The sequence below is a fragment of the Caballeronia concitans genome (assembly GCF_001544615.1).
Classification (GTDB): domain Bacteria; phylum Pseudomonadota; class Gammaproteobacteria; order Burkholderiales; family Burkholderiaceae; genus Caballeronia; species Caballeronia concitans.
This window is the reverse complement of sequence record NZ_FCNV02000001.1, coordinates 456,439-482,709: the sequence shown is the minus strand read 5'-3', so window position 1 is coordinate 482,709 and position 26,271 is coordinate 456,439. Positions and strand designations below refer to the sequence as shown.

The 26,271-nt window shown below is 63.9% G+C and carries 29 protein-coding genes; 8 read left to right on the top strand and 21 right to left on the bottom strand.

The genetic code is table 11. The features are described from left to right. Positions 1–3: 3 nt before the first annotated feature. A complete protein-coding gene (locus tag AWB72_RS02310) occupies positions 4–753 on the bottom strand; it encodes an SURF1 family protein (RefSeq protein WP_087127852.1) in 750 nt (249 codons plus the stop codon). A gap of 131 nt (positions 754–884) precedes the next feature. Between AWB72_RS02310 and AWB72_RS02305 the strand changes: the two genes are divergently transcribed. Beyond that, the gene (locus AWB72_RS02305; protein WP_035961831.1) at positions 885–1,094 is read left to right on the top strand and encodes a twin transmembrane helix small protein; all 210 of its coding nucleotides are present in this window, start codon (positions 885–887) and stop codon (positions 1,092–1,094) included. A 180-nt stretch (positions 1,095–1,274) separates the two neighbouring features. Here AWB72_RS02305 and AWB72_RS02300 read toward each other — a convergent pair whose 3' ends face one another. The 8 genes from AWB72_RS02300 to AWB72_RS02265 all read right to left on the bottom strand — a co-directional run bounded on the left by AWB72_RS02300 (position 1,275) and on the right by AWB72_RS02265 (position 8,327). Then, positions 1,275–2,132: a cytochrome c oxidase subunit 3 gene (locus AWB72_RS02300; protein WP_040053076.1), complete on the bottom strand. Its 858-nt coding sequence runs from the start codon at positions 2,130–2,132 to the stop codon at positions 1,275–1,277. A 93-nt stretch (positions 2,133–2,225) separates the two neighbouring features. Further along, a complete protein-coding gene (locus tag AWB72_RS02295; protein WP_040053259.1) occupies positions 2,226–2,429 on the bottom strand; it encodes a DUF2970 domain-containing protein in 204 nt (67 codons plus the stop codon). A 5-nt stretch (positions 2,430–2,434) separates the two neighbouring features. Beyond that, positions 2,435–3,007, bottom strand: a complete 573-nt coding sequence (locus AWB72_RS02290) for a cytochrome c oxidase assembly protein (RefSeq protein ID WP_040053077.1) — start codon at positions 3,005–3,007, stop codon at positions 2,435–2,437. Between the two features lies 1 nt (position 3,008). Beyond that, positions 3,009–3,149 carry a cytochrome oxidase small assembly protein gene (locus AWB72_RS29060; RefSeq protein WP_087127849.1) on the bottom strand — a complete coding sequence of 47 codons (141 nt, stop codon included), beginning with the start codon at positions 3,147–3,149 and terminating at the stop codon, positions 3,009–3,011. Between the two features lie 63 nt (positions 3,150–3,212). Continuing rightward, the gene (ctaD, locus tag AWB72_RS02280) at positions 3,213–4,826 is read right to left on the bottom strand and encodes a cytochrome c oxidase subunit I (protein WP_040053260.1); all 1,614 of its coding nucleotides are present in this window, start codon (positions 4,824–4,826) and stop codon (positions 3,213–3,215) included. Between the two features lie 97 nt (positions 4,827–4,923). Beyond that, on the bottom strand, positions 4,924–6,543 hold the full coding sequence (gene coxB / locus AWB72_RS02275) for a cytochrome c oxidase subunit II (protein WP_040053078.1): 1,620 nt from the start codon (positions 6,541–6,543) through the stop codon (positions 4,924–4,926). A 48-nt stretch (positions 6,544–6,591) separates the two neighbouring features. After that, on the bottom strand, positions 6,592–7,068 hold the full coding sequence (locus AWB72_RS02270) for a DUF2244 domain-containing protein (protein WP_040053261.1): 477 nt from the start codon (positions 7,066–7,068) through the stop codon (positions 6,592–6,594). 278 nt (positions 7,069–7,346) lie between these two features. Next, the gene (locus AWB72_RS02265; RefSeq protein WP_040053079.1) at positions 7,347–8,327 is read right to left on the bottom strand and encodes a methyltransferase domain-containing protein; all 981 of its coding nucleotides are present in this window, start codon (positions 8,325–8,327) and stop codon (positions 7,347–7,349) included. 117 nt (positions 8,328–8,444) lie between these two features. Here AWB72_RS02265 and AWB72_RS02260 point away from each other — a divergent pair, with 117 nt between their 5' ends. Further along, on the top strand, positions 8,445–9,230 hold the full coding sequence (locus tag AWB72_RS02260) for a ComF family protein (RefSeq protein WP_087127847.1): 786 nt from the start codon (positions 8,445–8,447) through the stop codon (positions 9,228–9,230). A gap of 19 nt (positions 9,231–9,249) precedes the next feature. After that, positions 9,250–9,720 carry a tRNA (uridine(34)/cytosine(34)/5-carboxymethylaminomethyluridine(34)-2'-O)-methyltransferase TrmL gene (trmL, locus tag AWB72_RS02255; RefSeq protein WP_087127846.1) on the top strand — a complete coding sequence of 157 codons (471 nt, stop codon included), beginning with the start codon at positions 9,250–9,252 and terminating at the stop codon, positions 9,718–9,720. Here trmL and AWB72_RS02250 read toward each other — a convergent pair. The 5 genes from AWB72_RS02250 to AWB72_RS02230 are packed head-to-tail and all read right to left on the bottom strand — an operon-like array spanning position 9,693 to position 12,508. Beyond that, positions 9,693–10,232: an O-acetyl-ADP-ribose deacetylase gene (locus AWB72_RS02250; protein WP_087127844.1), complete on the bottom strand. Its 540-nt coding sequence runs from the start codon at positions 10,230–10,232 to the stop codon at positions 9,693–9,695. The two genes, trmL and AWB72_RS02250, sit on opposite strands and share 28 nt — an antisense overlap. Before the next feature lie 25 nt (positions 10,233–10,257). Further along, positions 10,258–11,256: an NAD(P)H-dependent glycerol-3-phosphate dehydrogenase gene (locus tag AWB72_RS02245; RefSeq protein WP_087127843.1), complete on the bottom strand. Its 999-nt coding sequence runs from the start codon at positions 11,254–11,256 to the stop codon at positions 10,258–10,260. 41 nt (positions 11,257–11,297) lie between these two features. Beyond that, the gene (gene secB, locus AWB72_RS02240) at positions 11,298–11,768 is read right to left on the bottom strand and encodes a protein-export chaperone SecB (protein ID WP_040053083.1); all 471 of its coding nucleotides are present in this window, start codon (positions 11,766–11,768) and stop codon (positions 11,298–11,300) included. Between the two features lie 57 nt (positions 11,769–11,825). Beyond that, entirely contained in the window at positions 11,826–12,086 is a 261-nt protein-coding gene (grxC, locus tag AWB72_RS02235; protein WP_040053084.1) for a glutaredoxin 3, read from the bottom strand. Beyond that, the gene (locus AWB72_RS02230; protein ID WP_040053085.1) at positions 12,083–12,508 is read right to left on the bottom strand and encodes a rhodanese-like domain-containing protein; all 426 of its coding nucleotides are present in this window, start codon (positions 12,506–12,508) and stop codon (positions 12,083–12,085) included. The genes grxC and AWB72_RS02230 overlap by 4 nt, the downstream gene beginning before the upstream one ends. 186 nt (positions 12,509–12,694) lie before the next feature. Between AWB72_RS02230 and gpmA the strand changes: the two genes are divergently transcribed. From gpmA to AWB72_RS02215, 3 genes are all read left to right on the top strand, one after another. Then, positions 12,695–13,441: a 2,3-diphosphoglycerate-dependent phosphoglycerate mutase gene (gene gpmA / locus AWB72_RS02225; RefSeq protein WP_040053086.1), complete on the top strand. Its 747-nt coding sequence runs from the start codon at positions 12,695–12,697 to the stop codon at positions 13,439–13,441. A 226-nt stretch (positions 13,442–13,667) separates the two neighbouring features. Next, positions 13,668–15,251 carry a S41 family peptidase gene (locus AWB72_RS02220; RefSeq protein WP_040053087.1) on the top strand — a complete coding sequence of 528 codons (1,584 nt, stop codon included), beginning with the start codon at positions 13,668–13,670 and terminating at the stop codon, positions 15,249–15,251. A gap of 135 nt (positions 15,252–15,386) precedes the next feature. Further along, entirely contained in the window at positions 15,387–16,145 is a 759-nt protein-coding gene (locus AWB72_RS02215; protein WP_087127841.1) for a HesA/MoeB/ThiF family protein, read from the top strand. Between the two features lies 1 nt (position 16,146). On the opposite strand, the gene ptsP is transcribed toward AWB72_RS02215, so the two are convergent. From ptsP to AWB72_RS02180, 7 genes are all read right to left on the bottom strand, one after another. Continuing rightward, positions 16,147–17,907 (bottom strand): phosphoenolpyruvate--protein phosphotransferase, encoded by a 1,761-nt coding sequence (gene ptsP, locus AWB72_RS02210; protein WP_208863101.1) that lies wholly within the window; start codon positions 17,905–17,907, stop codon positions 16,147–16,149. A gap of 228 nt (positions 17,908–18,135) precedes the next feature. Next, the gene (locus tag AWB72_RS02205; protein ID WP_040053090.1) at positions 18,136–18,405 is read right to left on the bottom strand and encodes an HPr family phosphocarrier protein; all 270 of its coding nucleotides are present in this window, start codon (positions 18,403–18,405) and stop codon (positions 18,136–18,138) included. Between the two features lie 36 nt (positions 18,406–18,441). Then, on the bottom strand, positions 18,442–18,930 hold the full coding sequence (locus tag AWB72_RS02200) for a PTS sugar transporter subunit IIA (protein ID WP_040053091.1): 489 nt from the start codon (positions 18,928–18,930) through the stop codon (positions 18,442–18,444). A gap of 229 nt (positions 18,931–19,159) precedes the next feature. Continuing rightward, on the bottom strand, positions 19,160–20,116 hold the full coding sequence (gshB, locus tag AWB72_RS02195; RefSeq protein ID WP_040053092.1) for a glutathione synthase: 957 nt from the start codon (positions 20,114–20,116) through the stop codon (positions 19,160–19,162). A gap of 65 nt (positions 20,117–20,181) precedes the next feature. Then, on the bottom strand, positions 20,182–21,471 hold the full coding sequence (gene gshA / locus AWB72_RS02190) for a glutamate--cysteine ligase (protein ID WP_040053093.1): 1,290 nt from the start codon (positions 21,469–21,471) through the stop codon (positions 20,182–20,184). Positions 21,472–21,775: 304 nt separating this feature from the next. Then, on the bottom strand, positions 21,776–23,254 hold the full coding sequence (locus AWB72_RS02185; RefSeq protein WP_040053094.1) for an ammonium transporter: 1,479 nt from the start codon (positions 23,252–23,254) through the stop codon (positions 21,776–21,778). 30 nt (positions 23,255–23,284) lie between these two features. Continuing rightward, positions 23,285–23,623: a P-II family nitrogen regulator gene (locus AWB72_RS02180; RefSeq protein ID WP_014190273.1), complete on the bottom strand. Its 339-nt coding sequence runs from the start codon at positions 23,621–23,623 to the stop codon at positions 23,285–23,287. Between the two features lie 397 nt (positions 23,624–24,020). On the opposite strand from AWB72_RS02180, the gene AWB72_RS02175 reads away from it, so the two are divergent. Continuing rightward, positions 24,021–24,284, top strand: coding sequence for an accessory factor UbiK family protein (locus AWB72_RS02175; RefSeq protein WP_040053095.1), 264 nt, complete (start codon positions 24,021–24,023; stop codon positions 24,282–24,284). Between the two features lie 96 nt (positions 24,285–24,380). After that, the gene (locus tag AWB72_RS02170) at positions 24,381–25,919 is read left to right on the top strand and encodes a YifB family Mg chelatase-like AAA ATPase (RefSeq protein WP_087127838.1); all 1,539 of its coding nucleotides are present in this window, start codon (positions 24,381–24,383) and stop codon (positions 25,917–25,919) included. Positions 25,920–26,271 lie beyond the last annotated feature (352 nt).

Genomic DNA, 26,271 nt, shown 5'->3' with positions numbered 1-26,271 from the left:
GATTCAGGCGTGGTTTGCGGCTTCGTCGTCGTCGGGCGATTGGCCGTCCGCGTCGTCTTTCTTCGCGGCGCGGCGCGCGGCATACAGGCCGAAGCCCACGGCCGCCGCTGCCATTCCCCACCACTGGAGCATGTAGCCGTAGTTGCGTTCGACGCCGAGCGTCGGCGCGGGCCAGTCGCGCACGAGCCTGTCGTGCGTGTCGTTCGTTTGCTGGATCACGAACGGCTGGAACGCGAGGCCGGTTTCGTTTGCGAACGCGGGGATGTTCAGGTTCTGCCGGATTGGCTGATGCGCCGCCGATCCGCCCTTGCCCAGTTCGAACGCCTGCGACGGATTCGCGCGCGCAATGCCCTGAATATCGACGACGCCCTTCGGCGTCTCATACGGCTCGATGCCGGTGCGGTCGGCGAGATTGCGCGGCAGCCATCCGCGATTGACGAGCACGTAGCCGCCGCCCTCGAGTTTAAGCGGCATCACGACATAAAAGCCGGGCTGATCGTTATACGGACGATTATCGAGATAGACGACGCGCTCGGGCATGAACTCGCCGCGCGCCTCGACGCGATGAAATTCGACCGTATCGAGCGGAATCGGATCGACGGTCACGCGCTGCGCCGGCGCGTTCTCGAATGCGACGATGTGTGCATTCAGCGCCTCTTTCTGATGCGCGCGGTCGCGCTGCCAGAATCCGAGGCGAACCGTCACCGCGACGACGATGAGAATCAGGACCGTGGGCCAGAAGCGGATTTTCATGCTTGCCGCGACCAGGGGAAAACGTGGCACGCCGCGCGGCGCGATGCGTCGAGTGAGATAATGAGATGACTCTTTTCCATACTGCTCAATGCGTTATACGGGCAATTTGAGCAACATTGCCGGCTGGTTTCATGCACATTATCGTCGCCATCGCTTTCATCCTCATTCTCGGCAGCCTCGGTTCGGCCCTGTACTTCATGATGACCGACCGTGGCAAAACCAAGCGGATGGTGTGGTCGCTCGCGATGCGCGTCGGGCTGTCCATCTCGCTGTTCCTCTTCATCCTGTTCGCGCACTGGATGGGCTGGATTCAATCGACGGGCATCCCCCTCGGACGATAACCCGCCGCGAAGGTTCTCCAATACGGGGCGTATTGTCGCGGGACAGTTTTCCGCCCCTTCGGTTCAGCCGCGATTCATCACGCGCTTCAAAGCAAAACGCCGCCCGGAAGACCGAGGGCGGCGCGCTTTCACTGCTCGACTGCTGCGCGCGGGCATGCCGGAGCCGCCCGCGCGAATGCCTTACAGCCAGTACACGACGACGTACAGCCCAAGCCACACGACGTCCACGAAGTGCCAGTACCACGCGGCGCCTTCGAACGCGAAGTGGTGCTCCGCGGTGAAGTGCCCGCGAATCAGGCGAACCATGACGACCGCCAGCATCGTGCCGCCCAGGAACACGTGGAAGCCGTGGAAGCCCGTCAGCAGGAAGAACGTCGAACCGTACACGCCGGACGCGAGCGTCAGATTCAGCTCGTTATACGCGTGGAAATATTCGTAGCCCTGGCAGAACAGGAAGATCACGCCGAGCAGCACGGTGGCGGCGAGCCAGCCGATCGCCTTGCGACGATGATCTTCGCGCAGCGCGTGGTGCGCCACCGTCAGCGTCGCGCCCGACGAGAGCAGCAGCGCCGTGTTGATGGTCGGCAGGGGCCACGGCACCATCGCGCGGAAGTGCGGGACGAGCGCGGCGGGGCCGTTGTTCGGCCACACGGCGGAGAAGTCCGGCCAGATCAGCTTGTAATCGAGGCTGCCGAGTTCGTGCAGCGCGATGGCGCGTGCATAGAACAGCGCACCGAAGAACGCGCCGAAGAACATCACTTCGGAGAAGATGAACCAGCTCATGCTCCAGCGGTACGACACGTCGACGCGCTTGCCGTACATGCCGCCTTCCGATTCGGAGATCGCGTCGCCGAACCAGTGCCACAGCACGAACAGCAGGAACAGCAGGCCGAGCAGCGTGGTGAACGGCGCGAACGAATGACCGTTGATCCACGCCGCCAGCGAGGACAGCATCACCAGCAAGCCGCAGGCAGCCATGATCGGATGCCGTGACGGATGCGGCACGAAATAGTACGGGCTCTCGTTTTGACCGCTCATTGTTGATTCTCCACTTCGATCCAGTTGCTTGAATTTTCTATTGCGACGTTGTTGCGCTCAAAGCGCCGCTCGCCGCTTTTTCCGTCTGCCGCTCTAGCCGACCACCGCCCGCACGATCACCAGAAGCACCACGATGAACAACACAGCACCGATCAGTCCCGCCGCGATCAAATGCAGCGGGTTGAGCTGCGCTGCATCGTTTTCCAGGTCCGAGCGCCGCCGCACGCCGAAGAACGACCAGAACACGGCCTTCACGAGCTTGAGGAAACCACCCTTGCGCGGCGTTTGGGCGTTCATGACGATCACGATCCCTTCGCCACCGACTTCGGCGCGTCCAGTTCGAAGAACGTGTACGACAGCGTGATCGTCTTGACGTCCTTCGGCAGCTTCGGATCGACGACGAACACCACCGGCATGCGCTTCGTCTCGTTCGGCTCGAGCGTCTGCTGCGTGAAGCAAAAGCATTCGATCTTCTTGAAGTACTCGGTGGCCTGCTTCGGCGCGTAGCTCGGGATGGCTTGCGCCTTCACCGTGCGGCCCTGCTCGTTGGTCACTTGATACATCACCGTCATGACCTCGCCCGGATGAATGTCCAGGTTCGACTGTTCCGGCTTGAACTGCAGCGGTCCGCGCGCGTTGGCATCGAATTCGATGGAAACGGTGCGGCTCGCATCGACCTGCGTGTTCTTCGCCTCGCGCGCGCCGACGTCACGCTGCACGAGATTGTTGATGCCGGTGATCTGGCAGATCGCGCGGTACATCGGCACGAGCGCGAAGCCGAAGCCGAACATCATCGCGGCGACGACGAAGAGCTTGAACAGCATCGACCGGTTGAAGGAGCGGTCGATGCGCGGATCTTCCTGCTGAGTGGACACGTTATCCTCGCGACAACAGGTATTGCCTGACGACGATACCCAGAAAGAAGACGGCGGCAATCAGCACCATGATGAGACCGAGCCGCTTGTTGCCCGCGCGGATTTCCTCGGGCGAACGTCTTTTTTGTGGATTCGGGGCCATGCTTTCCTGACACTGGCTGGCTGCAAGGCTTCGCGCGGAAGCCTTGCAGCACGATGAAACGACTTACTCGACCGTCGGCGGATTCTCGAACGTATGGAACGGCGCCGGGCTCGGCACAGTCCATTCGAGGCCTTGCGCGCCGTCCCACGGCTTGTCGCTGGCCTTTTCGTGCTCGCCGCCGCCGCGATACGTCGGCAGCGCGACCGCGAACAGGAAGTACACCTGCGCGAGACCGAAACCGAACGCGCCGATCGTCGCGATCTGGTTGAAGTCCGTGAACTGCGCCGGGTAATCCGCATAGCGGCGCGGCATGCCCGCGAGACCCAGGAAGTGCATCGGGAAGAACGTGACGTTGAACGTGATCATCGACGCCCAGAAGTGGATCTTCCCGCGCATCTCGTTGTACATCCAGCCGGTCCACTTCGGCGACCAGTAGTACCAGCCCGCGAACAGCGCGAACAGCGATCCCGCCACCAGAACATAGTGGAAGTGCGCCACCACGTAATACGTGCCGTGCATCTGGATGTCGAGCGGCGCCATCGACAGGATCAGGCCCGTGAAGCCGCCCATCGTGAACACGAACAGGAAGCCGATCGCAAAGAGCATCGGGGTTTCGAACGTCAGCGCGCCGCGCCACATCGTCGCGACCCAGTTGAACACCTTCACGCCCGTCGGCACGGCGATCAGCATCGTCGCGTACATGAAGAAGAGCTGGCCCGTCACCGGCATGCCGGTGGCGAACATGTGGTGCGCCCAGACCATGAACGACAGAATCGCGATCGATGCGGTTGCGTACACCATCGAGCTATAGCCGAAGAGCGGCTTGCGCGAGAACGCCGGAATCACCTGCGACACGATCCCGAACGCCGGCAAGATCATGATGTACACCTCGGGGTGACCGAAGAACCAGAAGATGTGCTGGTACATGACCGGATCGCCGCCGCCCGCCGCGTTGAAGAACGACGTGCCGAAGTGACGGTCGAACAGCACCATCGTGATCGCGCCCGCCAGAACCGGCATCACGGCGATCAGCAGGTACGCGGTGATGAGCCACGTCCACGCGAACATCGGCATCTTCATGAGCGTCATGCCGGGCGCGCGCATGTTCAGAATCGTCACGACGATGTTGATGCCGCCCATGATCGACGACGCGCCCATGATGTGCACCGCGAAAATCGCGAAGTCCATGCCGGGGCCCATCTGCGTGGAGAGCGGCGCGTACAGCGTCCAGCCCGCGGCGGTGGCGCCGCCCGGCACGAAGAACGAGCCGACGAGCAGGACAGCCGCCACCGGCAGCAGCCAGAAGCTGAAGTTGTTCATGCGCGCGAACGCCATGTCCGATGCGCCGATCTGCAGCGGCACCATCCAGTTCGCGAAGCCGACGAACGCCGGCATGATCGCGCCGAACACCATGATGAGGCCGTGCATGGTGGTCAGCTGATTGAAGAACTCGGGACGCATGATCTGCAGGCCCGGCTCGAAGAGCTCGGCACGGATGCCGAGCGCCATCACGCCTCCGGAGAGGAACATGATGAACGAGAACAACAGGTACAGCGTACCGATGTCCTTGTGGTTGGTGGCCCAAAGCCACCGGCGCCAACCATGCGGCAACTCGTGCGCATGGTCGTCGTGCGCGTGGTCGTGACCCGCGGCTACATCGTGTCCGATGCTAGACATGACAATCATCTCCTAAAGCGAATACTCGTGGCACTTGGCTCCCCGGCCGCCTCTCCGTTGCGTGAATCACGCGAAGGAGAAGCGCGCACGAGACATGTCAAGCAGCCGGACTGATTTCCACGCGACGTGCTTCCTTCGCATCGGCGCCGCCCGTGATCGACTCGGGCTTCTTCAACACGATACGTTCTTCCGCGACGCCCGCCGCCTTCAGCGCATCGCGGACGGCTTGCGCGCGCTGCTTGGCGAGATCGGCGTTGAGGTCGGCGCCGCCCGATGCGTCCGTGAAGCCCGACAGCGCGATCTTCGCGTCCGGATGGGCCTTCGCGTACGCTGCCGCGGCTTGCACTGCGTTGTTCGCGTCGGCGGGCAGCGTGCTCTTGCCCGTCTCGAAATAGATGCTGGCCGGCAAGCCAGCGGCTTGCGTCGCTTCTGCACCCGATGCCGCCGGTGCGCTTGCCTCAGCCGCAGCCGGTGCTGCCGCCGATGCCGCTTCCGCGCCGCTCGCCGCTGCCGTCGCCGCGCCGCCGCCTTCCGGCATCTTGCCGTTGCGCGCGTCCGCGACCTGCTTCGGCTGCAGCACGTTGCCGGTGTGGTTGCCCCACGTGTTGCGTTCGTACGTGACGACCGATGCGATTTCGACGTCGTTCAGCGTGGACTGCCACGGCGGCATGGCGCCCTTGCCGTGCAGCACGATGCTCACGTGATCGGCGATAGGACCGTTCGCGATCTTGCTGCCGTCGAGCGCCGGGAACTGGCCCGCGCCCTTGCCGGTCGGCTGGTGGCAGACCGCGCAGTTCGACGCGTAGACCTGCGCGCCCCGCGTCTTCAGCTCGTCCATCGTGTAGGTCTTGTTGGGATCGTCGGTGGCGGAAGCCATTTTCTTCTTCTGCGCATCGACCCACTTTGCGTAGTCGTCGGCGGACATCACTTCGACCACCACCGGCATGTACGCGTGCTCCTTGCCGCACAGTTCCGTACAGAAGCCGCGATACGTGCCCACCTTCTCGGCCTTGAACCACGTGTCGCGCACGAAGCCGGGAATCGCGTCCTGCTTCACGCCGAACGCCGGCACGTACCACGAGTGCACGACGTCGTTCGCGGTGGTGATGATGCGGATTTTCTTGTCGACCGGCACGACGAGCGGGTTATCGACCGCTTGCAGGTACAGATCGGAAATCGGCGCCTGGCCGTTGACTTCGCTGCGCGGCGTGGCCAGCGTCGAAAGGAAGCTGATGCCTTCGCCCGGGCCCTTCACGTAGTCGTAGCCCCACTTCCACTGGTAGCCCGTGACCTTGACGGTGAGGTCGGCATTGGTCGTGTCCTTCATCGCGACGACGGCCTTGGTCGCCGGCAGCGCCATCAGAATGACGATGATGAACGGCACGATCGTCCAGATGATTTCGACCGTGGTGCTTTCATGAAAATGCGCCGGCTTGAAGCCCTTCGACTTGCGATGCTTCACGACCGAATAGAACATCACCCCGAACACGCCGATGAAGATGACGGTGCAGATGATGAGCATGAAGATATGGAGGCCGTAGAGCTCCTCGGCGATCTTCGTCACAGGCGGCTGGAAGTTGATTTCGTTCACAGCAGGACCGCCGGGACTGTCGTTGACCGCCAGGGCTACGCCGGCGTTCAGCAGTGCGCCTGCCGCCAGCACGCCCGCGAGGGCTCGCTTGATTGTTTTCATAGCATCCTTACCCAAAATTTCCATTCAAACCCTCGACCCCCGTGGGCATCGCGCTGTGTCGCCCGTTCCTCTTCAGGCGAGCCGTCTCAGTGACGTCTGCAACTCGGCAGCAAATTGCCTGCGACGATGCTGTGCAAGGTGTAGCCCGATTTTCACCGATTGACCGCGCGACACGATCGTAAGCGGCTCTCTCGGCGTCGCACCCGGTTCAACGCGCACCCAGCGCGGGTTGAACTCGAACTGCGTCAATTCTTCGGCGTTCATCTGCTCGATCAACAACCGGTTCTGATACAGCCGGATTCTTTCGTAATCGACGGCGTGTCGCGCATGAATCAGAAACGCGACGGCCACGACCGTCAATTCGACTCCGGTGAACGGCAGCACCAGCCAGGCGCCATTCAGAAAAAGCGGTGTCGCGATGGCCAGGGAAAACAGCGCAAGCGACAAATAGAAGCACACGAACTGACGCGGCGACACCGAGCAGTTGCGTTTCATCAGCCAGTCCTTGATAACCGGCTCGGATTCCGTCAGCGTTTGACTCACCTGCATCGCCGCCTCCATCCATCCGCACGCAATCACATACATTTGCTCGGATTTCGCCCAAATTTGTGTCAGTCCGGGCGACAAACTGACGCATTATAGGCGGGTTGGGTGGCATCCACAAGCAAGGGTCGTAGCGTCGCAAAGCTAAGCGCGACAAGCCTCTGCGCCCATTTGACGCAGTTTTTCACATGTCCTTCGGGCGCTAATTTCTGACATAACAAACGCCCTCTTTACGGCCGCCGCGATGCCACTCACCAACTTGTCACCAATTCACCGAGGACTTGCTACCGGTTCCTTTTCGGCCCCCGTCCTATGTCTTCCAGCCGCACGATGCCATGTCCTTCCGCCGTCGTTCGCGGCACCGCTTTCCAAGCGTGGCCGTAGATGACTTCGAAGGTCAGCGGGATCGTGCCGTCGTCGCGGCGAAGCGCCTCCAGCGCCGCGTGAACCGCGCCGCGCAAGGCTTGCGCGCCGCCATCGGCCCGCTCGCCTGCTGCGCGCTCGAACGGATACGCGCCCCAGCGCGCGACATCCGCAAGCAGCGATTCCGGCGACCGGTAGGTAATCGTCAGCACTTCCTGATCCATCACCGGGATCTCGAAGCCGCTTTCGACGAGCATGTCGCCTAAGTCGTGCATATCGACGAAATCGATGGTGTGCGGCATCGGCGCGAGGCCGAGCGTGCGTTCCGCTTCGCGATAGGCGGCGGCAAGCTCGCGCAGGGTATCGGGACCGAAGGTGCTGAACATCAGCAAGCCGTTCACCTTCAGCACGCGCTGCCATTCGGGCAGCACGACGTCCGGGCGCGAATGCCAGTGCAGCGCGAGATTCGACCAGAGCAGTTCGAACGCGCCGCCTGCGAACGGCAGCGCCGCGAAATCGGCCTGCGCGAGCTGCGGGCCGCGCGCGCCGAACGCCTTGGCGAGCGTCGAGGGCAGAAAGCGGCGCCACCCGGGGCTGCTTTCGCCTTCTGCTTCGGCCGAGCGGGCGCGGGCGAGCATCGCGGAGGAAATGTCGATGCCCAGCACCGACGCCTCCGGAAACCGCTCGCGCAACGGCCCCAGGTCCGAGCCCACGCCGCACGCCGCGTCGAGGACGCGAACCGGCGCGACCTTGATGTACTCCAGACGCTCGCGCATGCGATCCGCGATTTCGCGCGGCAGGAAGGCGACTTCGTCGAAAGCGGCGGCGCGACGGTCGAAAATCTCGCGCAAACGGCGCGGATCATAGGCCGGTCGGCTAGTTTTGGAGGACGTGGGGGACATGACGATCTGTTCGCGAAGAGTGCGAAGTATACTCGGTCGTCTCGAAATAGGCCCATGCGACGGCGCCTTCGCGCCTTTCCGCGCGCTGCGCCGCCGGTTTTTTATGCTTGCTCCGTCATGAAACTCGTCCGCCATTTGCCGCCGTTTTCCGGGTTCGCGGCGGTGCGCGCACGCGCGTTGACGTCGATGGCGCGCAGGATGCTCGACGTCGCACTGCCGAATCAGTGCGCGTTATGCGGCAATGTGTCGCAGCAACTTTTATGCGGCGGATGCGACGAGCAGTACTGGAACGAGCCGCGCTTCCGATGCGCCACCTGCGCGATGCCGCTCGCGGCGTCCTTCGCCGGGCGCGATCGCGAAGACGTGCGGCTGCACTGCGCCGCGTGCCTCGACAACCCGCCCGCGTTCAACGACACCATCGCGATCGCCGACTATCGCGCGCCGCTCGACACGCTCGCCGTCGAACTCAAGTTTCGCGCGCGTCATGCGGCGGGCGCGGCGTTCGCGCGCCATCTGCACGCGCTGTTCGAAGACAGCGGCCTGCCGACGCCCGATGTCATCGCGCCGGTGCCGTTGTCGCGCAAGCGGCTCGTCGCGCGCGGCTACAACCAGGCGTGGGCGATCGCCCATCCGCTCGCGCGGCACTTGGGCGTGCGAGCCGATGCCGCGCTCGTCAGCCGTGCGATTCACACTGCGGCGCAATCGCGGCTCGATGTCGATACGCGCAGGCGCAATGTCGCGCGCGCGTTCGTCGTCGAGGGCGATGTGCGCGGCAAGCATGTCGGCGTCGTCGATGATGTGATGACGTCCGGCGCCACACTCGATGCCCTCGCCCGCACGCTCAAACTCGCAGGCGCGCGGCGCGCCACCAACTTCGTCGCGCTGCGCACGCCGAAAGATTAACTTTTTAGCCAAGAAACTCATGTTCAACGTCGTACTCGTCGAACCCGAAATCCCGCCGAACACCGGCAACGTCATCCGCCTGTGCGCGAACACGGGCGCGCGACTGCATCTGATCGAGCCGCTCGGCTTTCCGCTCGACGACGCGAAAATGCGCCGCGCCGGTCTTGATTACCACGAGTACGCCGAAATGAACGTGCACGCGAACTGGGATGCGTTCATCGCGAAAGAATCGCCGGATGCGGCGCGCATGTTCGCGTTCACCACGCGCGGCTCGACGCCGTTCTTCGATCACGCGTTTCAGCCGGGCGACTGGTTCGTGTTCGGCGCCGAAACACGCGGACTCGCGCCCGACGTGCTGGACCGGTTCGCAACCCAACAGCGCGTGCGCCTGCCGATGCGGCCGGGCAATCGCAGTCTGAACTTGTCGAATACCGTGGCGATCGTGACGTTCGAAGCGTGGCGTCAGGCCGGCTTCGAAGGCGGCGCCTGATCCGCGTGAGCCGCGAGTTCCGCGAGATAGAGCGCGAGCATTGCGTCCTGAAAACAGGCGAAGATGACGCGTTCGACGGATGGCGTGCGAGGCAGCGTTTCATTGACCGTCGATACCGCGATTTTCACCGCCGCTTCGACCGGAAAGCGGTAGATGCCGCAACTGATCGCCGGGAAGGCGATCGACTTGCAGCCGGCTTCGTGCGCGAGTTCCAGCGAGCGCCGATAACAACCTGCGAGCAATTCGGGCTCGTTGCGCTTGCCGCCGTTCCAGCGCGGCCCGACCGCGTGGATCACGTGTTTCGCCGGTAAATCGTAGCCGCCGGTGATCTTCGCGTCGCCGGTTTCGCAGCCGCCGAGCGTTTCGCATTCGCGCAAAAGCCCGCGTCCGGCCCGGCGATGGATCGCGCCATCGACACCGCCGCCGCCCAGCAGCGACTTGTTCGCCGCGTTGACGATGGCATCGACTTCGAGCGTGGTGATATCCGCGATTACGGCTTCCAGCTTGACCATCGCGCACCTCCGAAGGAACGCTGCGCTACTCCGCTTTGGCGTCGCGATTGAGCAGCGCCTGCACCGCATCGCGCGGCGCGACGTTCTCGAAGAGCACGCGGCATACCGCATGCGTGATCGGCATTTCGATACCGCGCGACTGCGCCAGTGAGAGCACCGCGCGCGCGCATCGCACGCCTTCGGCCACATGACCGAGCGCGGCGAGGATTTCGTCGAGCGTGCGGCCGCTCGCCAGTTGCATGCCGACGGTGCGGTTGCGGGAAAGATCGCCGGTGGCGGTGAGGATGAGATCGCCCAGGCCCGTGAGACCGGTGAACGTCTCGGCGCGACCGCCGAGCGCCACGCCCAGCCGCGACATTTCCGCGAGTCCGCGCGTGATGAGCGCCGCGCGCGCGTTCAGCCCGAGGCCCAAGCCGTCCGAGATGCCGGTGGCGATGGCGAGCACGTTCTTCACCGCGCCGCCCACTTCGACGCCGATCACGTCGTCGCCGGTATAGATGCGCATTGCGCCGTGATGGAACGCCGCGACCGTGCGCGCGCACAGTTCCGCCGATGCGCTCGCCACCGTCAGCGCGACCGGCAAGCCCTGCCCGACTTCACGCGCGAAGCTCGGCCCCGACAGCGTGCCGTTGCTCGCGTGCTCGGGCAGTTCGGCCGCGACGACTTCGTTCGGCAGACATTGCGTGTCCGCCTCGAAGCCTTTGCAGAGCCAGACGATATGCGCCGGCACGACGCCCGCCTGACGCATCGCGCGGCAAAGCGCACGCAGCCCGGCGACGGGCGTGGCCACGACGCACAGCGCATCCGCTGCGGCGGCATGCGCGAGCGCCACGCCGAGGTCGGCTTCGAACGCGAGCGTCTCGGGCAGGCGGACGCCCGCGAGATAACGCGTGTTTTCGTGGCTTTGGGAAAGAGAATCGATGAGCGCGCGGTCGCGCGCCCAAAGCATCGTGTCGTGCCGTGTCGCGAGGTGGCCCGCTAGTGCGGTACCCCATGCGCCGGCGCCGAGAACGGCTACTTTCATGCTCGGCTCCGGTCGGCAGAGTCAGGACAGAGGGATGACGCTCAGTGCGTCGCGCCGTTCGCCGCGCCTTCCTGCGCGCCGCCCAGTTGCGCGAGACGCTGCTCGTACAGTGCCTGGAAGTTGATTTCCGCGAGGTGGATCGGCGGGAAGCCGGCGCGGGTGATCGCATCCGCGATGTTCGAGCGCAAGTACGGGAACAGGATGGTCGGGCATGCAATGCCGACGAGCGGATCGATCTGTTCAGCGGGAATGTTCCGGATATCGAAGATACCGGCCTGCTTCGCTTCGATCAGGAACGCGACCTTGTCGGCGACCTTCGCCGTGACCGTGCCCGTGACCAGCACTTCGAAGACGCTTTCCGCGAGACGGTCGGCCTTCACGTCGACTTCGACCTCAACCGACGGCATTTCCTGTTCGAGGAAGATGGCGGGCGAGTTCGGCTGCTCGAGCGACATATCCTTCAGGTAAATGCGCTGGATGTTGAAAAACGGCTGATTGTTCTCGTCGGACATAATAATTTCCTGGATGAATCGGTGGCCCGGCGCGTGTCCGGGCAGCGTGTGGTGATGTCAGGCCGACTCGAGCAGCGGCACGAGACCGCCCTTGCGGTCGAGCGCGGAAAGATCGTCGTAGCCGCCCACGTGCGTTTCGCCGATATAAACCTGCGGCACGGTGCGGCGTCCGGTGCGCTGCATCATTTCCTCGCGGCGGCCCGGTTCACGATCGATCAGCACTTTCTCGATGCTTTCGACCCCGCGGGACTTTAAAAGACGTTCGGCCATCTGGCAATACGGGCACACTTGGGTGCTGTACATGACGACTTTCTTCACTTGACGGCTCCTTGTTTTACGACCGGCATTCCTGCCTTCTGCCAGGCATCGACTCCGCCTTGCAAGACATGGACCTCAGCGTAGCCAGCGTCCGCGACGGTGCGGCTGGCGCGCTGCGACTGTTGTCCGGTCTGACACACGAGCACGACCGGATTGCTCTTATTCTTCGCGATCTGGCCGATTTTTGCTTGGAGCTCCGCCGCCTCGATATTGCGCGCCGACGGCAGATGGCCCTTCGCGAACTCCGCGGCGGGCCGGATATCGACGACGACGGCATTGCGCCGGTTGATCAGCGTGGTGGCTTCGGCTGCGGAAATTCCGCCGCGTCCGCGACGCGTGATGGCGGGCCACAAAAGCAGTGCGCCGGAGATGAGCGCAATCACGATGAGTGCGAGATTCGTGTAATCAGTGAAAAACTTCACGTCTAGGGCCGCCGAAAGATAGAGAGAAAGGAAGAAAGGAAAATGAGGGCAATCGCGCCATTATAAAATAACCGTTTCCCGCGATGGCCTAGGCCATCCGGCCGATGGCGGCACTCCACGCGCGATGGCAGTATCACGGAGTACCCATCGGCACGCCCGCTTTCTCAACTGACCGACCTATCAAACATGTACAAGCTAGTGCTCATCCGCCACGGCGAATCGACGTGGAACAAGGAAAACCGGTTCACCGGCTGGGTCGACGTCGACCTCACCGAGCAGGGCAACCGCGAAGCGCGCCAGGCCGGCGTGCTGCTGCGCGAAGCCGGCTACACGTTCGACATCGCGTACACGTCGGTGCTGAAGCGCGCCATCCGCACGCTGTGGCACGTTCAGGACGAAATGGACCTGATGTATATCCCGGTCGTCCATTCCTGGCGCCTGAACGAGCGCCATTACGGCGCGCTCGCGGGGCTGAACAAGGCGGAAACCGCGAAAAAATATGGCGACGATCAGGTTCTCGTCTGGCGCCGCAGCTACGACACGCCGCCGCCCGCGCTCGATCCGTCCGACGAACGCGCGTCGTACAACGACCCGCGCTATGCGAAGGTGCCGCGCGAGCAGTTGCCGCTCACCGAATGCCTGAAAGACACGGTCGCGCGCGTGCTGCCGGTGTGGAACGAGTCGATTGCGCCGGCCATCAAGGCGGGCAAGCAGGTGCTCATCGCCGCGCACGGCAATTCCATGCGCGCGCTGGTGAAATATCTGGACGAGATTTCGGACGCGGACATCGTCGGGCTGAACATTCCGAACGGCGTGCCGCTCGTCTATGAACTCGACGAAAACCTGAAGCCGATCAAGCACTATTATCTCGGCGACGCGGACGCCATCGCGGCCGCGCAGGCAGCGGTCGCCAAGCAGGGCAAGGCCGGCTAAGGTCGTCTGCCGGATAGAAGCAGTTGGTTCACGGGCGCCCGCCGCGGGCGCCCGTGGCGCTTTGGCGGCGGCGGCGAGCGAACCGCCGTCCGGGCGTTCTTCATCGAACGCCGTCGTCCGGCAGCGCTTCGGGCATTTAAGTTGCGCTTAAGTCCTCTTTGGAGGGGAGCGGGTATACTGGCCCGTCACCCACGATGCTGCTCATTCGATTCCGAACGCACCCTTTATGCGAAAGAACCTGAAAAACTTCGGCCTGATCGCCGTAGGCGTTACCGCCGGCGCGCTCGCCACCTTGCAGATTTCCGCATCCGCTCAGCAAGCCGCATCGTCGCCGCTGCCGCTCGATCAATTGCGGCTCTTCGCCGAAGTCTTCGGGCAGATCAAGCACGAATACGTCGAACCCGTCGACGATAAAAAGCTCCTCACCGCCGCCATCAAGGGCATGGTGTCGAGCCTCGATCCGCACTCGTCCTATCTCGACAAGACCGATTACGAAGAGCTTCAGGAACAGACGAAGGGCCGCTTCGCCGGCCTGGGTATCGAAATCTCGTCGGAAGACGGGCTCATCAAGGTCATTTCGCCGATCGAAGACACGCCCGCGTTCCGCGCCGGCATCCGTCCGGGCGACCTCATCACGCGCATCAACGACAAACCGGTGCGCGGCATGACGCTCGACAAGGCCGTCAAGCAAATGCGCGGCGAGCCGGGCACGAAGGTCACGCTGACCATCTTCCGCAAGAGCGACGACCGCACGTTCCCGCTCACCGTCACGCGCGCCCTCATCCGCGTGCAGTCGGTGAAGATGAAGGTGCCGGAGCCGGGCTACGGTTATATCCGCATCACGAGCTTCCAGGAACGCACGGTGCCGGATCTGGCGTCGAAGCTGCAGGACCTCGCGCGCCAGCAGCCGAACCTGAAGGGCCTCGTGCTCGACCTGCGCAACAACGGCGGCGGCCTGCTGCAAAGCGCGGTCGGCGTGGCGGGCGCGTTCCTGCCGGATAACGCCGTCGTCGTGTCGACGAACGGCCAGATTGCGGACGCGAAGCAGACTTTCCGCGATACCTACGACAACTATCGCCTGCCGTCCTTCGATCAGGACCCGCTGAAGAGCGTCCCCGACATCTTCAAGAAGGTGCCGATGGTCGTGCTGACCAACGCGTATTCGGCGTCGGCGTCGGAAATCGTCGCGGGCGCGCTGCAGGATCATCATCGCGCGCTAATCGTCGGCAAGACCACGTTCGGCAAGGGCTCGGTGCAGACGGTCCGCCCGATGACCGCCGACACCGCGCTGCGCCTGACGACGGCGTACTACTACACGCCGAGCGGCAAGTCGATCCAGAACCAGGGCGTGCGCCCGGACGTGCCGGTCGATCAGTACGCGGACGGCGATCCCGACGACGCGCTCGTGACGCGCGAAGTGGATTACTCGAATCACCTCGCGAACACGCAGGATCCGAACGAGAAGAAGGAACAGGACCAGCGCGAGCAGGATCGTCTGGAGCAACTGCGTCTGCTCGAAGAGCAGAACGACAAGAAGACACCCGAGCAGCGCCGCAAGGACCGCGAGCGCAAGCCCGTGGAATTCGGCAGCAACGACGACTTCATGCTCCAGCAGGCGCTGAACAAGCTGGAAGGCAAGCAGGTCGTCGAGTCGAAGTCGTTCGCCGAGCGCAAGCTCGCGCAGAACAAGCCGCCGCGTTCGGCGTCGGCGCCGGTGGTCGCGCAACCCGCGGTGCCCGCCGCGCCGGGATCGTCGCCGGCTTCGGGCACGGTGCCGGCTTCGTCGCCGACCGCGCAGCAAACCAAGTAACTCCGCAGCACGGCTTCGCGGCATCGCGCCGCGAAGCCGCATCCCCGCTTCGCGCGCTTAGAATGTCGTGTTCAAGCGCGCCGTCTTTCCGGCGTTCCCTTCGAAGCCACATCGGCGCATTCCCGCGCAAGCTCGATGAACGACGACCAACTCCTTCGCTATTCCCGCCACATTCTCGTCGATGAAATCGGCATCGAAGCGCAGCAGCGCTTTCTCGATGCGCACGCGATCATCGTCGGCGCGGGCGGGCTGGGCGCGCCGGCGGCCATGTATCTCGCGGCGGCGGGCGTCGGAAAGCTCACGCTCGTCGATGCCGATACCGTCGATCTCACGAATCTGCAGCGGCAGATCGTGCACGCGACGCGATCGGTCGGGCAGGCGAAGGTCGAATCGGCGCGGCAGACGCTCAACGCGCTGAATCCGGATATCGAGATCGCCGCGATCAACGCGCGCGCCGACGCCGCCTGGCTCGATGCGAACGTGCCGCGCGCGAGCGTCGTGCTCGATTGCAGCGACAACTTCGCGACGCGCCACGCGATCAACGCGGCGTGCGTCGCGCATGGCGTGCCGCTCGTCTCGGGCGCGGCGCTGCGCTTCGACGGCCAGATCAGCACGTTCGACTTTCGGTCGCCCGCGTCGCCGTGCTATGCGTGCGTGTTTCCGCCGGATCAGGCGTTCGAGGAAGTCGCGTGTTCGACGATGGGCGTGTTTGCGCCGACCGTCGGCATCATCGGCGCGATGCAGGCGGCGGAAGCGCTGCGCGTGATCGGCGGATTCGGCGAGACGCTCGCGGGCCGGCTCATGATGCTCGACTCGCTGCGCATGGAATGGAACACGATGAAGATCGCGCGGCAGCCGGATTGCCCAGTCTGCGGCGCGCGTCACCCACGATAGATCAGGCCTTCTGCAGCCGGACGAGCGCCGCCTGCAAGTCGTTCGGCTCGTAGGCCGCGAGCACATCGGCCACGGGCTTTTCGAGCGCTTTCAGATTCGAGCGCAGGATTTCCTGCTTCACGACAAGCAACTGGCTCGGATGCATCGAGAATTCGGTGAGCCCGAGGCCGAGCAGCAAGCGCGTGACAGACGGATCGCCCGCCATTTCACCGCACACCGAAACCGGCACGCCCGCGCGCTTCGCTTCGCGCAGCGTGTACGCGATCAGGTTCAGCACCGCCGGATGCAGCGGATCGTAAAGATGCGCGACGGAATTGTCCGCGCGGTCGATCGCGAGCGTGTACTGAATCAGGTCGTTCGTCCCGATCGACAGAAAATCCAGCCGGCTCAGGAACAATCGCACGGCGATGGCGGCAGCCGGAATCTCGATCATCGCGCCGATCTGCACCTGACGGTCGAACGCGATGCCCGCGTCGTCGAGCTGGCGCTTCGCCTCGCGAATCAGGTCGAGCGTCTGATCGATTTCCTGCGCGTGCGCGAGCATCGGAATCAGAATTTTGGTCGGCCCGAACGCCGACGCACGCAAAATGGCGCGCAACTGCGTCATGAACATCTGCGGCTCGGACAGGCTCCAGCGGATTGCGCGCAAGCCCAGCGCCGGATTCGGCGCGGTTTCGTAGCCATCGCCGGCGCTCATCGAATCGAGCGGCTTGTCCGCGCCGACGTCGATCGTGCGGATGGTCACCGGCTTGCCGTTCATCAGCTCGACCGCGCGCTTGTACGCCTCGAACTGCTCGTCCTCTTCCGGCAGGCGGTCCTTGTGATTCATGAAGAGGAATTCGGTGCGGAACAGGCCGACGCCCATCGCTCCGGCTTCGACGGCCACTTGCGCGTCGTCCGGCAACTCGATGTTCGCGCACAGTTCGATCTTCGTGCCGCAGAGCGTCTGCGTCGGCGAGAACTTGAGGCGCTGCAGCTTGCGCTGTTCGAGCAGCTTCTCGCTCTGCCGATACGAATATTCTTCGAGGACGATCGGGGCCGGATCGACGATCACGATGCCATGATCGCCGTCCACGATGATCAGATCGTTCTGGCGGATCAGCACGCTCGCCTGCTGCACGCCGACCGACGCGGGAATGCCGAGGCTGCGCGCGACGATCGCCGTATGCGACGTCCGCCCGCCCAGATCGGTGACGAAGCCCTTGAACGCCTGCGTCTTGAACTGGAGCATGTCGGCGGGCGCGATGTCGTGCGCGACGACGATCATCTCGTTATGCCCGTTGCTTGCGGCCGTGTGAACGACCAGCGACGCGGCCGTCGGCGCGCCCGCGAGCGCCTTGAGCAAACGCTCGACGACCTGCTCGACGTCGGCCTTGCGCTCGCGCAGGTATTCGTCCTCGATTTCGTCGAAATAGCCGCCGAGAATCTCGAGCTGCTCGGTCAGCGCCCACTCGACGTTGTAGCGGCGCGTGCGAATCAGGTCGATGGTTTCCTGCACGAGCATGGCGTCGTTCAGGATCATCGTGTGGACGTTGATGAAGGCGCCCATTTCACTGGGCGCGTCGGCGGCGAGATCTTCGCGGAGCGCTTCGAGTTCGGCGGCGACCGCGGCCTGCGCCGCGCGGAAGCGTTCGATTTCAGCATCGATCTGATCCGGTTCGATCAGGTAATGCGCGACATCGAGCGCGGCCGGCGCAATGAGATACGCTCGCCCGATGGCGATGCCTCGTGAGACGGGAATTCCATGCAGCGTGAAAGACACGCGCACCTCCTCTAGTTGTGATGTATCCGCGCTTCTCCCAGAAAGCGCGGGGCGCCTGGCCACGCAGGCCATTATAAGTTCTCAGTATTCCAAAGTCCCTGCACGGACCAACGCGCGCGCACCGTGCCGGTTACGGACCCTTTCACCGATCACGCGATCGACGCTTAAGCAAGGCACAAAAAAGCCGCGTCGATGCGCGGCTCTCGGTGATTCATGCGGATGACGGATTTACTGCCCTTCCCCGAACTTGTCGGCGATGAGGGCCAGGATGGATTGCATGGCTTCGGCTTCGTCGCTGCCTTCGGTTTCGATCGTCACCGTGCTGCCGATGCCCGCCGCCAGCATCATCACGCCCATGATGCTTTTCGCGTTGATCCTGCGGCCATTGCGGCTCATCCAGATTTCGCACTGAAAACTCCCCGCGAGTTGCGTGAGCTTGGCCGACGCCCGTGCATGGAGCCCCAGCTTGTTCACGATCGTTGTTTCTTGTTGCAGCATGATGCTCCGGAACGCTAGTGGATGAATGAAGCGGCGTCAGTGACTGGCGGCTTTCACGGCGGCCAGATCGGCGCTCGCGGAGGAGGCCGGATCCGGCGAGCCGGCCGCTTTCGTCGCGAGTGCGCAGGGATTGAGCGGCGTGGAGGCATCCAGTTCCTGAATGCCTTTCGAGCCGCCTTGCAGAATTTTTTCGGAGAGCGTGTCGAGCGGCGTCGCGCGGTAACAGACGGCGCGCACGAGCATCGGCAGGTTGACGCCCGCCAGAATGCGCACGTCGGTATCGGCCAGGCTCGCGGCGATATTCGCGGGCGTTGCGCCGAACACGTCCGTCAGCACGATCGCGCCGTTGTCTTCCTTCAGACGATCGATTTCGGAGCGCGCAAATGCGCGGACTTCCACGGGATCGCAGTCGGGCATCACGTCGATGACGCCGATGCGCGCGGGCAAGCCGCCGTAAATATGCGCGACGCACTCGCGGAGCGCGGTAGCGAGCGGTGCGTGCGCGATGATCAGAATGCCAGCCATGTCAGGATTGCTGCCTCTGTGGACGAAACGTCAGAGATCGCTCGAAAGCGCGCGAGCGTCGCGTGGTGCAAGTCGTATGTGCGTCCGGGCGGTCGGGAAATCAACTCCCGTTTCCTCTGCTGAAAGTGATCCAGCCCCAGATGCAAGCCGCCGGGAAGTTGATTGTAACAGTGCCGGCGGCGAGCGTTTTGCACCGCGCCAAAGGCGTCGGCTGACGGGGGCGGCGAGGTCAGCCAGCGGCGCGCTCCAGTGCGTCGATGAACATGCCGGCTACGTCGAAGCCCGTTTGATCCATGATCTCGCGGAAGCACGTGGGGCTCGTGACGTTGACTTCGGTGAGATAGTCGCCGATGGCGTCCAGTCCGACGAGCAGCAGTCCGCGCGCCTTGAGCACGGGTCCGAGCGTCTCCGCGATTTCGCGATCGCGCGCACTCAGCGGCTGCGCACGGCCGAGGCCGCCCGCCGCGAGGTTGCCGCGCACTTCGCCGCCTTGCGGAATGCGCGCGAGCGAATACGGCACCGGCTCGCCGCCGATCAGCAGGATGCGCTTGTCGCCTTCCGAAATCTGCGGAATGAACTTCTGCGCCATCACCATGCGCGCGCCGTCCTCGCTCAGCATCTCGATGATCGAGCCGAGATTCATGCCGTCCGCCTTCACGCGGAACACGCCCATGCCGCCCATGCCGTCGAGCGGCTTCAGGATGACATCGCCATGTTCGGCGTGGAAAGCGCGCAGACGGGCGGAATCGCGCGTGACGAGCGTCGGCGCGACATACTGCGGCCATTCCGCGATAGCCAGCTTTTCCGAGTGGTCGCGAATGGCCTGCGGCTTGTTGAACACGCGCGCGCCGCCGCGCTCGGCCATTTCCAGCAGCCATGTCGCGTTCACGTATTCGAGATCGAACGGCGGGTCCTTGCGCATCAGCACCGCATCGAATTGCGCGAGTGAGCGGTTCTCCTGCCCTGCCGCCTGGAACCACGGCCAGCGGGCGCTGTCCGCTTCATCGCCGACGATCGTGATGCGGCGAACGTTCGCCTCGACCGCGCCGCCCGTCCACGCGAGATGCTGCGGCTCGCAGGCGTAGAGCGCGTGACCGCGGCGCGCGGCTTCGGCCATCATCGCGTAGGTCGTGTCCTTGTAGATCTTGAAGCGATCGAGCGGGTCGGCGATAAAGAGGATGTCCATGTGTTTTCGCGTGGGTAGAGACGTAGTCCGCGGCTTTGCACCGCGGATGGCTCGGCATTATGCGCTCAGACCTGGATCGCTTCAGGGTCCGTCTTTTCCAGTTCCACCGATGCCGCGAGCAGCCCGAGCCGCGCTACCACGCCATACATGTAGAAGCGGTTCGGCGGCGCCGCGCCGGGCTTTGCGTGGGTGTCGGGCAGCGCGGTGTGCTCGAAGCCGAGCGGCACGAAGTGCATGCCCGGCGCGTTGAGGTTCTGATCGCGCTCGCGCGAGTCGTGCACGCGATAAAACCCGCCGACCACGTACCGGTCGATCATATAAACGACCGGCTCCGCGACCGCATTTTCCACGCGCTCGAACGTATGCACGCCTTCCTGCACGATCACGTCGTGGACTTGCAACCCTTCCTTCGCGTCGTTCATCTTGACGCGCTCGCGCTTGGTGAGCGCGGCGACTTCGCTCGCGTCGTGCACGGTCATCACGCCCTTGCCGTACGTGCCGGCATCGGCCTTGATGACGACGTACGGCTTCTCGCTGATGCCGTACTCGCGATACTTCTTCGCGATCTTCTTGATGACGCCGTCGATGGCGTCGGCCAGGGCTTCTTCGCCCGTGCGCGCTTCGTAGTCCACGCCTTCCACGTGCGCGAAGTACGGATTCACCATCCACGGATCGATCTCGACCATCTTCGCGAACTTCTTCGCGACGTCGTCGTAGCACGAGAAGTGCGTCGACTTGCGCCGCACCGCCCAGCCCGCATGCAGCGGCGGCAGCAGATATTGCTCGTGCAGGTTCTCGAGCACCGGCGGAATGCCCGCCGAAAGGTCGTTGTTGAGCAGGATCGAGCAGGGATCGAAATTCTTCAGGCCGAGACGGCGCGGCGTGCGCTCGAGCGGCTCCAGCACGACCTTCTGCCCGTCGGCGAGCGGAATGGTCACGGGGCCGTGAATGTTTTCATCGAGCGTGCCGAAGCGGACGTTGAGCCCGGCTTGCCGCATGATGGCCGCGAGCCGCGCGACGTTTTCCAGATAGAACGCGTTGCGCGTGTGCCGCTCAGGAATCACGAGCAGATTCTTGGCATCCGGGCAGATTTTTTCGATCGACGCCATCGCCGCCTGCACGGCGAGCGGCAGGACTTCCTGCGGCAGGTTGTTGAAGCCGCCGGGGAACAGATTCGTATCGACGGGCGCGAGCTTGAAACCCGCGTTGCGCAGATCGACGGAACAGTAAAACGGCGGCGTGTGCTCTTGCCATTCGAGACGGAACCACCGCTCGATGGCAGGCGTGGCTTCCAGGATTTTCCGCTCGAGATCGAGCAGAGGACCATTCAACGCCGTAACTAAATGCGGAACCATTGATTTCTCGCGAACAGCTTTGCATGGGACCGGCCTTGCGCGTTAAGCGCGGGCAACGGCCAAGATAGACGAAAGATTGTAGAGCAATTGTTTTGCCTAACTGGGGATGGGCCGCCAATTACCAAGGTTTCCCGCCGCCCGGCCGCCAATCCGAATCCACGCGCCGCTCGACGAAAATGCGGCAGATCGCGCGGGCAAAAAAAACCCGCCATCGAAGGCGGGCCAAGTCGCTGCGCTCGTTCTGTCTGCCGCGCGGGCGTGGGCCGAAGCCCGCGCGCCCGTCGCGGCGAATGCTTTGAACGCCTTATTCGACGTGTTCGCCATGCAGCGTGACGTCGAGACCTTCGCGTTCCTGTTCTTCGGTGACGCGCAGGCCCATGACCATGTCGATCACCTTCAGCAGGATGAAGCTGACGACGCCCGAGTAGACCAGCGTGACGAGCACGCCCTTCGCCTGAACGAGCAGGCTGCCGTCGAAACCGCCGATGTCCTTCACCGCGAACACGCCGGTCAGCAATGCGCCGATGATCCCGCCGACGCCGTGCACGCCGAACGCGTCGAGCGAGTCGTCGTAGTTGAACTTGTGCTTGAGCCAGGTCGCCGACCAGAAGCAGACCACGCCCGCGACGATGCCGATCACGATCGCGCCCGTCACGCCGACGAAGCCCGACGCCGGCGTCACCGCCACCAGACCCGCGACCGCGCCCGAAATGATGCCGAGCACCGACGGCTTGCCCTTCGTGATCCACTCCGCGAACATCCAGCCGAAGGCGGCGAACGCGGTGGCGATCTGCGTGGTGAGCATCGCGAAGCCGGCACGGCCGTCAGCCGCGACCGCCGAACCCGCGTTGAAGCCGAACCAGCCCACCCACAGCATCGATGCGCCGATCAGCGAAAGCACGAGGTTGTGCGGCGCCATCACTTCGCGGCCATAGCCGACGCGCTTGCCGAGGACGATACAGCACATCAGGCCCGCGATACCCGCGTTGATGTGCACGACGGTGCCGCCCGCGAAGTCGAGCACGCCCGCCGATGCCAGCCAGCCGGTCGGTTCCCAGACCATGTGCGCGATCGGCGAGTAGACGATCAGCGACCACAGCGCCATGAAGACGAGCATCGCGGAGAACTTCATGCGATCGGCGAACGCGCCGGTGATGAGCGCCGGCGTGATGATCGCGAACGTCAGCTGGAACGCGAAATACACGGACTCCGGAATGGTCGACGCGAGGTGACTGACGGACAGCGTCGTCGCCTTGTCGCCCTTGATGTAGGCCAGGCCGTGCAGGAACACGCGCGAGAAGCCGCCGATGAACGAACCGCCCGGCGTGAACGCGATGCTGTAGCCGACCACCGTCCAGAGAATCGTCACGAGACAGCAGATCGCGAAGCTCTGCATCGCGGTGGCGAGCACGTTCTTCTTGCGGACCATGCCGGCGTAGAAGAGCGCGAGGCCGGGAATCGTCATGAACAGCACGAGTGCGACGGAGGTCAGCATCCACGCGGTGTCGCCGGAACTGATCTTCGATGAATCCACCATGAACGGTTCGGTCGGCGCGGCAGGCGCAGCGTCCGAAGCGCCGGATGCAGCCGCGGCCGCCGATGCGGCTTCCGCCGACGAAGCCATCGCCGTGTTGGCGCTGGCCGGTGCGCTCGCCGTCGAGGCGGCGTCGGTCGCGGGTGCCGAGGCGGCGGCCGGAGCGGACGCGTCCTGGGCGAGAGCGGTGCCGACGTTCGCGCCGGCAAGCGCGGTCGCCACCAACAATGACATCAAGAAGTTGCGCATTCTTTTGGTTCCTCTTATCGCCGATTTTTCTTAGAGCGCGTCCGCGCCGGTCTCGCCGGTGCGGATGCGAATGACCTGTTCGATCGCGGTCACGAAGATCTTCCCGTCACCGATCTTGCCCGTGCGCGCAGCACGCTCGACGGCTTCGATCGCCTGATCCACGATGTCGTCCGACACGGCCGCCTCGATCTTCACCTTGGGCAGGAAGTCGACGACGTATTCCGCGCCGCGATACAACTCCGTGTGCCCTTTCTGACGGCCGAAGCCTTTCACCTCGGTCACGGTGATGCCCGAGACGCCGATGGCCGACAGCGCTTCGCGCGCTTCGTCGAGCTTGAACGGCTTGATGATTGCGGTAATGAGCTTCATGTATCCCTCGCTGTGGTTTGCTGATCCTTCCGCGTGCCGTTCGGTGAAAAAGCGTGCAGAAAAGGTCGCGCCACTTATGCAACTCGTATGCCAATCCAATAACGACGCGGCTTTGCGCGATTTCACGAAAGATCGCCGCGAACCCTCTGCCGAATGGCTAACGCGGCGTCCGCGCGCTGGCGGCGGGGCAGGTTCGTTGCTAGAGTGGTCGGAAGGTCCCGTAAAAAGGGCGGGGACGGCGAGCGAGGCGTGGCGTCGGCGCTAAAATCGCGTCGCCTTTGGAACTGCCCCGCCGTGCTTCGGAGCGCTGCGTCCTCGCACCAAGTTCGAACATGGAATCTTTCGGGGCACTGACCTAACAACGAATGCACAATATTTGTGCACAAGGGAGAAACCCATGAAACAGCCCAACGACGTTTTTAACGACCTGCAGCAGAAAATGAGCGAGTTGTTCAAGAATTCGCCCGCGAAGGACGTCGAACGAAACATGAAGGCCATGCTCTCGCAGGGCTTCTCCAGGCTCGATCTCGTCACGCGCGAAGAATTCGATACGCAGACGCAAGTGCTCGTGCGCACGCGTGCGCGTCTGGAAGAGCTGGAAAAGCGTGTCGCGCAACTGGAGCAGCGGCTCACAAATAACGGCGCGACGGCGCAGGACTAACGCGCCCGCTTCTCTTCTGGTACCCGGCCGGCGAGCCGTGAAGTCCTAGTCTTATTGCCGGCGCGGCTTCTCGTCCGCGCCGATTCAGGTGAAATCATGTCGCTTGCCGTGGTACGCAGCCGCGCGCCCGCGCCTGGGCGCGCGCCGGAAGTCGTCGTAGAAGTCCATCTTGCCAACGGGTTGCCGTCGTTTTCCATCGTCGGCCTTCCCGATCTCGAAGTCCGCGAAAGCCGTGAACGCGTGCGCGCCGCGCTTCAAAACTGCGGCTTCGACTTTCCCGTCAGCCGCATCACCGTCAATCTCGCGCCCGCCGATCTTCCGAAGGAATCGGGCCGCTTCGACTTGCCCATCGCGCTTGGCATTCTGGCGGCGAGCGGGCAGATTCCAGCCGAATCGCTGGAACATCGGGAGTTCGCGGGCGAGTTGTCGCTGACGGGTGCGCTGCGGCCCATGCGCGGCGCCTTCGCGATGGTCTGCGGCGCGGCGCGCCAGTACGCCACGTCCGACGCGCGCGTCCCCGACATCTACGTTCCGCTCGCGAGCGCTGCTGAAGCCGCGCTGGTGCCGGGCATCGACGTGTACGGCGCCGACGATCTCCGCGCGCTGTGCGCCCATCTCAACGGCGTGCCCGATGCGCGCCTCAGGCCGTTGCATGCCGCCACGCTGTCGGACGACCGCACCGCGCCGTCGCCCGATCTCGCGGATGTCATCGGCCATCCGGGCGCGCGGCGGGCGCTCGAAGTCGCGGCGGCGGGCGGGCATCACCTGCTGATGGTCGGTCCGCCCGGCGCGGGAAAGTCGATGCTCGCGGCGCGCTTGCCCGGCCTTCTTCCGCCGATGAACGACGACGAAGCCCTGACCTCCGCCGCGATCCTGTCGGCGAGTTCGATCGGCTTCACGCCTAGTCAATGGCGGCAGCGGCCATTTCGCGCGCCGCATCATTCGTCGAGTTCGGTCGCACTCGTCGGCGGACGCAATCCGCCGCAGCCCGGCGAAATCACGCTGGCGCATCTGGGCGTGCTGTTTCTCGACGAGCTTCCCGAGTTCGACCGCAAAGTGCTCGAAACGCTGCGCGAGCCGCTGGAAGCGGGCCGCATCACGATTTCGCGCGCCGCACAACAAGCGGATTTTCCCGCCGCCTGCCAACTCGTCGCCGCAATGAATCCCTGCCCGTGCGGCTGGCGCGGCGATCCCGGCGGCCGATGCCGATGTTCGCCCGAAATCGCAGCCCGTTACCTGCGTAAGCTGTCCGGTCCGCTGATGGACCGCATCGACATTCAGATCGAATTGCCTGCGCTTTCGCCGGCGGAACTGTCGGCGCGCGCGGCGAAGCGCGGCGAATCGAGCGCGACAGTCGCCGCGCGCGTGGCGGCGGCGCGCGACGTGCAGTTGCGTCGGCAAGGCAAGACCAATCGCGAACTCGACGGCCGCGAAGCCGACGACGTCTGCCGCCCCGAAGCGACCGGCGAAGCGCTGTTGCGATCGGCCGGAGAGCGCTTCGGCTGGTCGGCGCGGGCCTATTACCGCGTCCTCAAAGTCGTGCGGACCATCGCCGATCTCGCCGGGGCCGATACGCCGACGGCCGCGCATGTCGCGGAAGCGGTGCAGTATCGCCGCGCCTTGTCGATTGCCTGATTCGCGCGGCGGAAAATATGCTTGTCAAGACTTGACTTATACACACCGAGGCGATCCGCGGGCGCTTTTCACCCGAACAAACGCCCTCGTCGCACCGATTTCGCAGACCATTGATTTTATTGAACTAATTAACTTGCCGAGAGATAAGGCAAAGTAAGCGGAACCGCGCGATTCGGGCATTTGATGCCTACCGCACACTTTTTTCCACAAAGTTATCCACAGATAGTGTGGATAGTGGAAAAAGCGCTGATAAATCCGTGAATTAGATGCGATTGCTTCGAAGGAACCTTCACTGCGTAAACCTGCCGAAGGCACGTGTTTAAGTCGGCGTTAACTTAATTCGAACATTCCC

Bases quoted from the DNA above. Each gene is read 5' to 3' on its own strand.
- AWB72_RS02310 (WP_087127852.1), bottom strand. From the start codon at position 753: ATGAAAATCCGCTTCTGGCCCACGGTCCTGATTCTCATCGTCGTCGCG.
- AWB72_RS02305 (WP_035961831.1), top strand. From the start codon at position 885: ATGCACATTATCGTCGCCATCGCTTTCATCCTCATTCTCGGCAGCCTC.
- AWB72_RS02300 (WP_040053076.1), bottom strand. From the start codon at position 2,132: ATGAGCGGTCAAAACGAGAGCCCGTACTATTTCGTGCCGCATCCGTCA.
- AWB72_RS02295 (WP_040053259.1), bottom strand. From the start codon at position 2,429: ATGAACGCCCAAACGCCGCGCAAGGGTGGTTTCCTCAAGCTCGTGAAG.
- AWB72_RS29060 (WP_087127849.1), bottom strand. From the start codon at position 3,149: ATGGCCCCGAATCCACAAAAAAGACGTTCGCCCGAGGAAATCCGCGCG.
- ctaD (WP_040053260.1), bottom strand. From the start codon at position 4,826: ATGTCTAGCATCGGACACGATGTAGCCGCGGGTCACGACCACGCGCAC.
- coxB (WP_040053078.1), bottom strand. From the start codon at position 6,543: ATGGAAATTTTGGGTAAGGATGCTATGAAAACAATCAAGCGAGCCCTC.
- AWB72_RS02270 (WP_040053261.1), bottom strand. From the start codon at position 7,068: ATGCAGGTGAGTCAAACGCTGACGGAATCCGAGCCGGTTATCAAGGAC.
- AWB72_RS02265 (WP_040053079.1), bottom strand. From the start codon at position 8,327: ATGTCCCCCACGTCCTCCAAAACTAGCCGACCGGCCTATGATCCGCGC.
- AWB72_RS02260 (WP_087127847.1), top strand. From the start codon at position 8,445: ATGAAACTCGTCCGCCATTTGCCGCCGTTTTCCGGGTTCGCGGCGGTG.
- trmL (WP_087127846.1), top strand. From the start codon at position 9,250: ATGTTCAACGTCGTACTCGTCGAACCCGAAATCCCGCCGAACACCGGC.
- AWB72_RS02250 (WP_087127844.1), bottom strand. From the start codon at position 10,232: ATGGTCAAGCTGGAAGCCGTAATCGCGGATATCACCACGCTCGAAGTC.
- AWB72_RS02245 (WP_087127843.1), bottom strand. From the start codon at position 11,256: ATGAAAGTAGCCGTTCTCGGCGCCGGCGCATGGGGTACCGCACTAGCG.
- secB (WP_040053083.1), bottom strand. From the start codon at position 11,768: ATGTCCGACGAGAACAATCAGCCGTTTTTCAACATCCAGCGCATTTAC.
- gpmA (WP_040053086.1), top strand. From the start codon at position 12,695: ATGTACAAGCTAGTGCTCATCCGCCACGGCGAATCGACGTGGAACAAG.
- AWB72_RS02220 (WP_040053087.1), top strand. From the start codon at position 13,668: ATGCGAAAGAACCTGAAAAACTTCGGCCTGATCGCCGTAGGCGTTACC.
- AWB72_RS02215 (WP_087127841.1), top strand. From the start codon at position 15,387: ATGAACGACGACCAACTCCTTCGCTATTCCCGCCACATTCTCGTCGAT.
- AWB72_RS02205 (WP_040053090.1), bottom strand. From the start codon at position 18,405: ATGCTGCAACAAGAAACAACGATCGTGAACAAGCTGGGGCTCCATGCA.
- AWB72_RS02200 (WP_040053091.1), bottom strand. From the start codon at position 18,930: ATGGCTGGCATTCTGATCATCGCGCACGCACCGCTCGCTACCGCGCTC.
- gshB (WP_040053092.1), bottom strand. From the start codon at position 20,116: ATGGACATCCTCTTTATCGCCGACCCGCTCGATCGCTTCAAGATCTAC.
- gshA (WP_040053093.1), bottom strand. From the start codon at position 21,471: ATGGTTCCGCATTTAGTTACGGCGTTGAATGGTCCTCTGCTCGATCTC.
- AWB72_RS02185 (WP_040053094.1), bottom strand. From the start codon at position 23,254: ATGCGCAACTTCTTGATGTCATTGTTGGTGGCGACCGCGCTTGCCGGC.
- AWB72_RS02180 (WP_014190273.1), bottom strand. From the start codon at position 23,623: ATGAAGCTCATTACCGCAATCATCAAGCCGTTCAAGCTCGACGAAGCG.
- AWB72_RS02175 (WP_040053095.1), top strand. From the start codon at position 24,021: ATGAAACAGCCCAACGACGTTTTTAACGACCTGCAGCAGAAAATGAGC.
- AWB72_RS02170 (WP_087127838.1), top strand. From the start codon at position 24,381: ATGTCGCTTGCCGTGGTACGCAGCCGCGCGCCCGCGCCTGGGCGCGCG.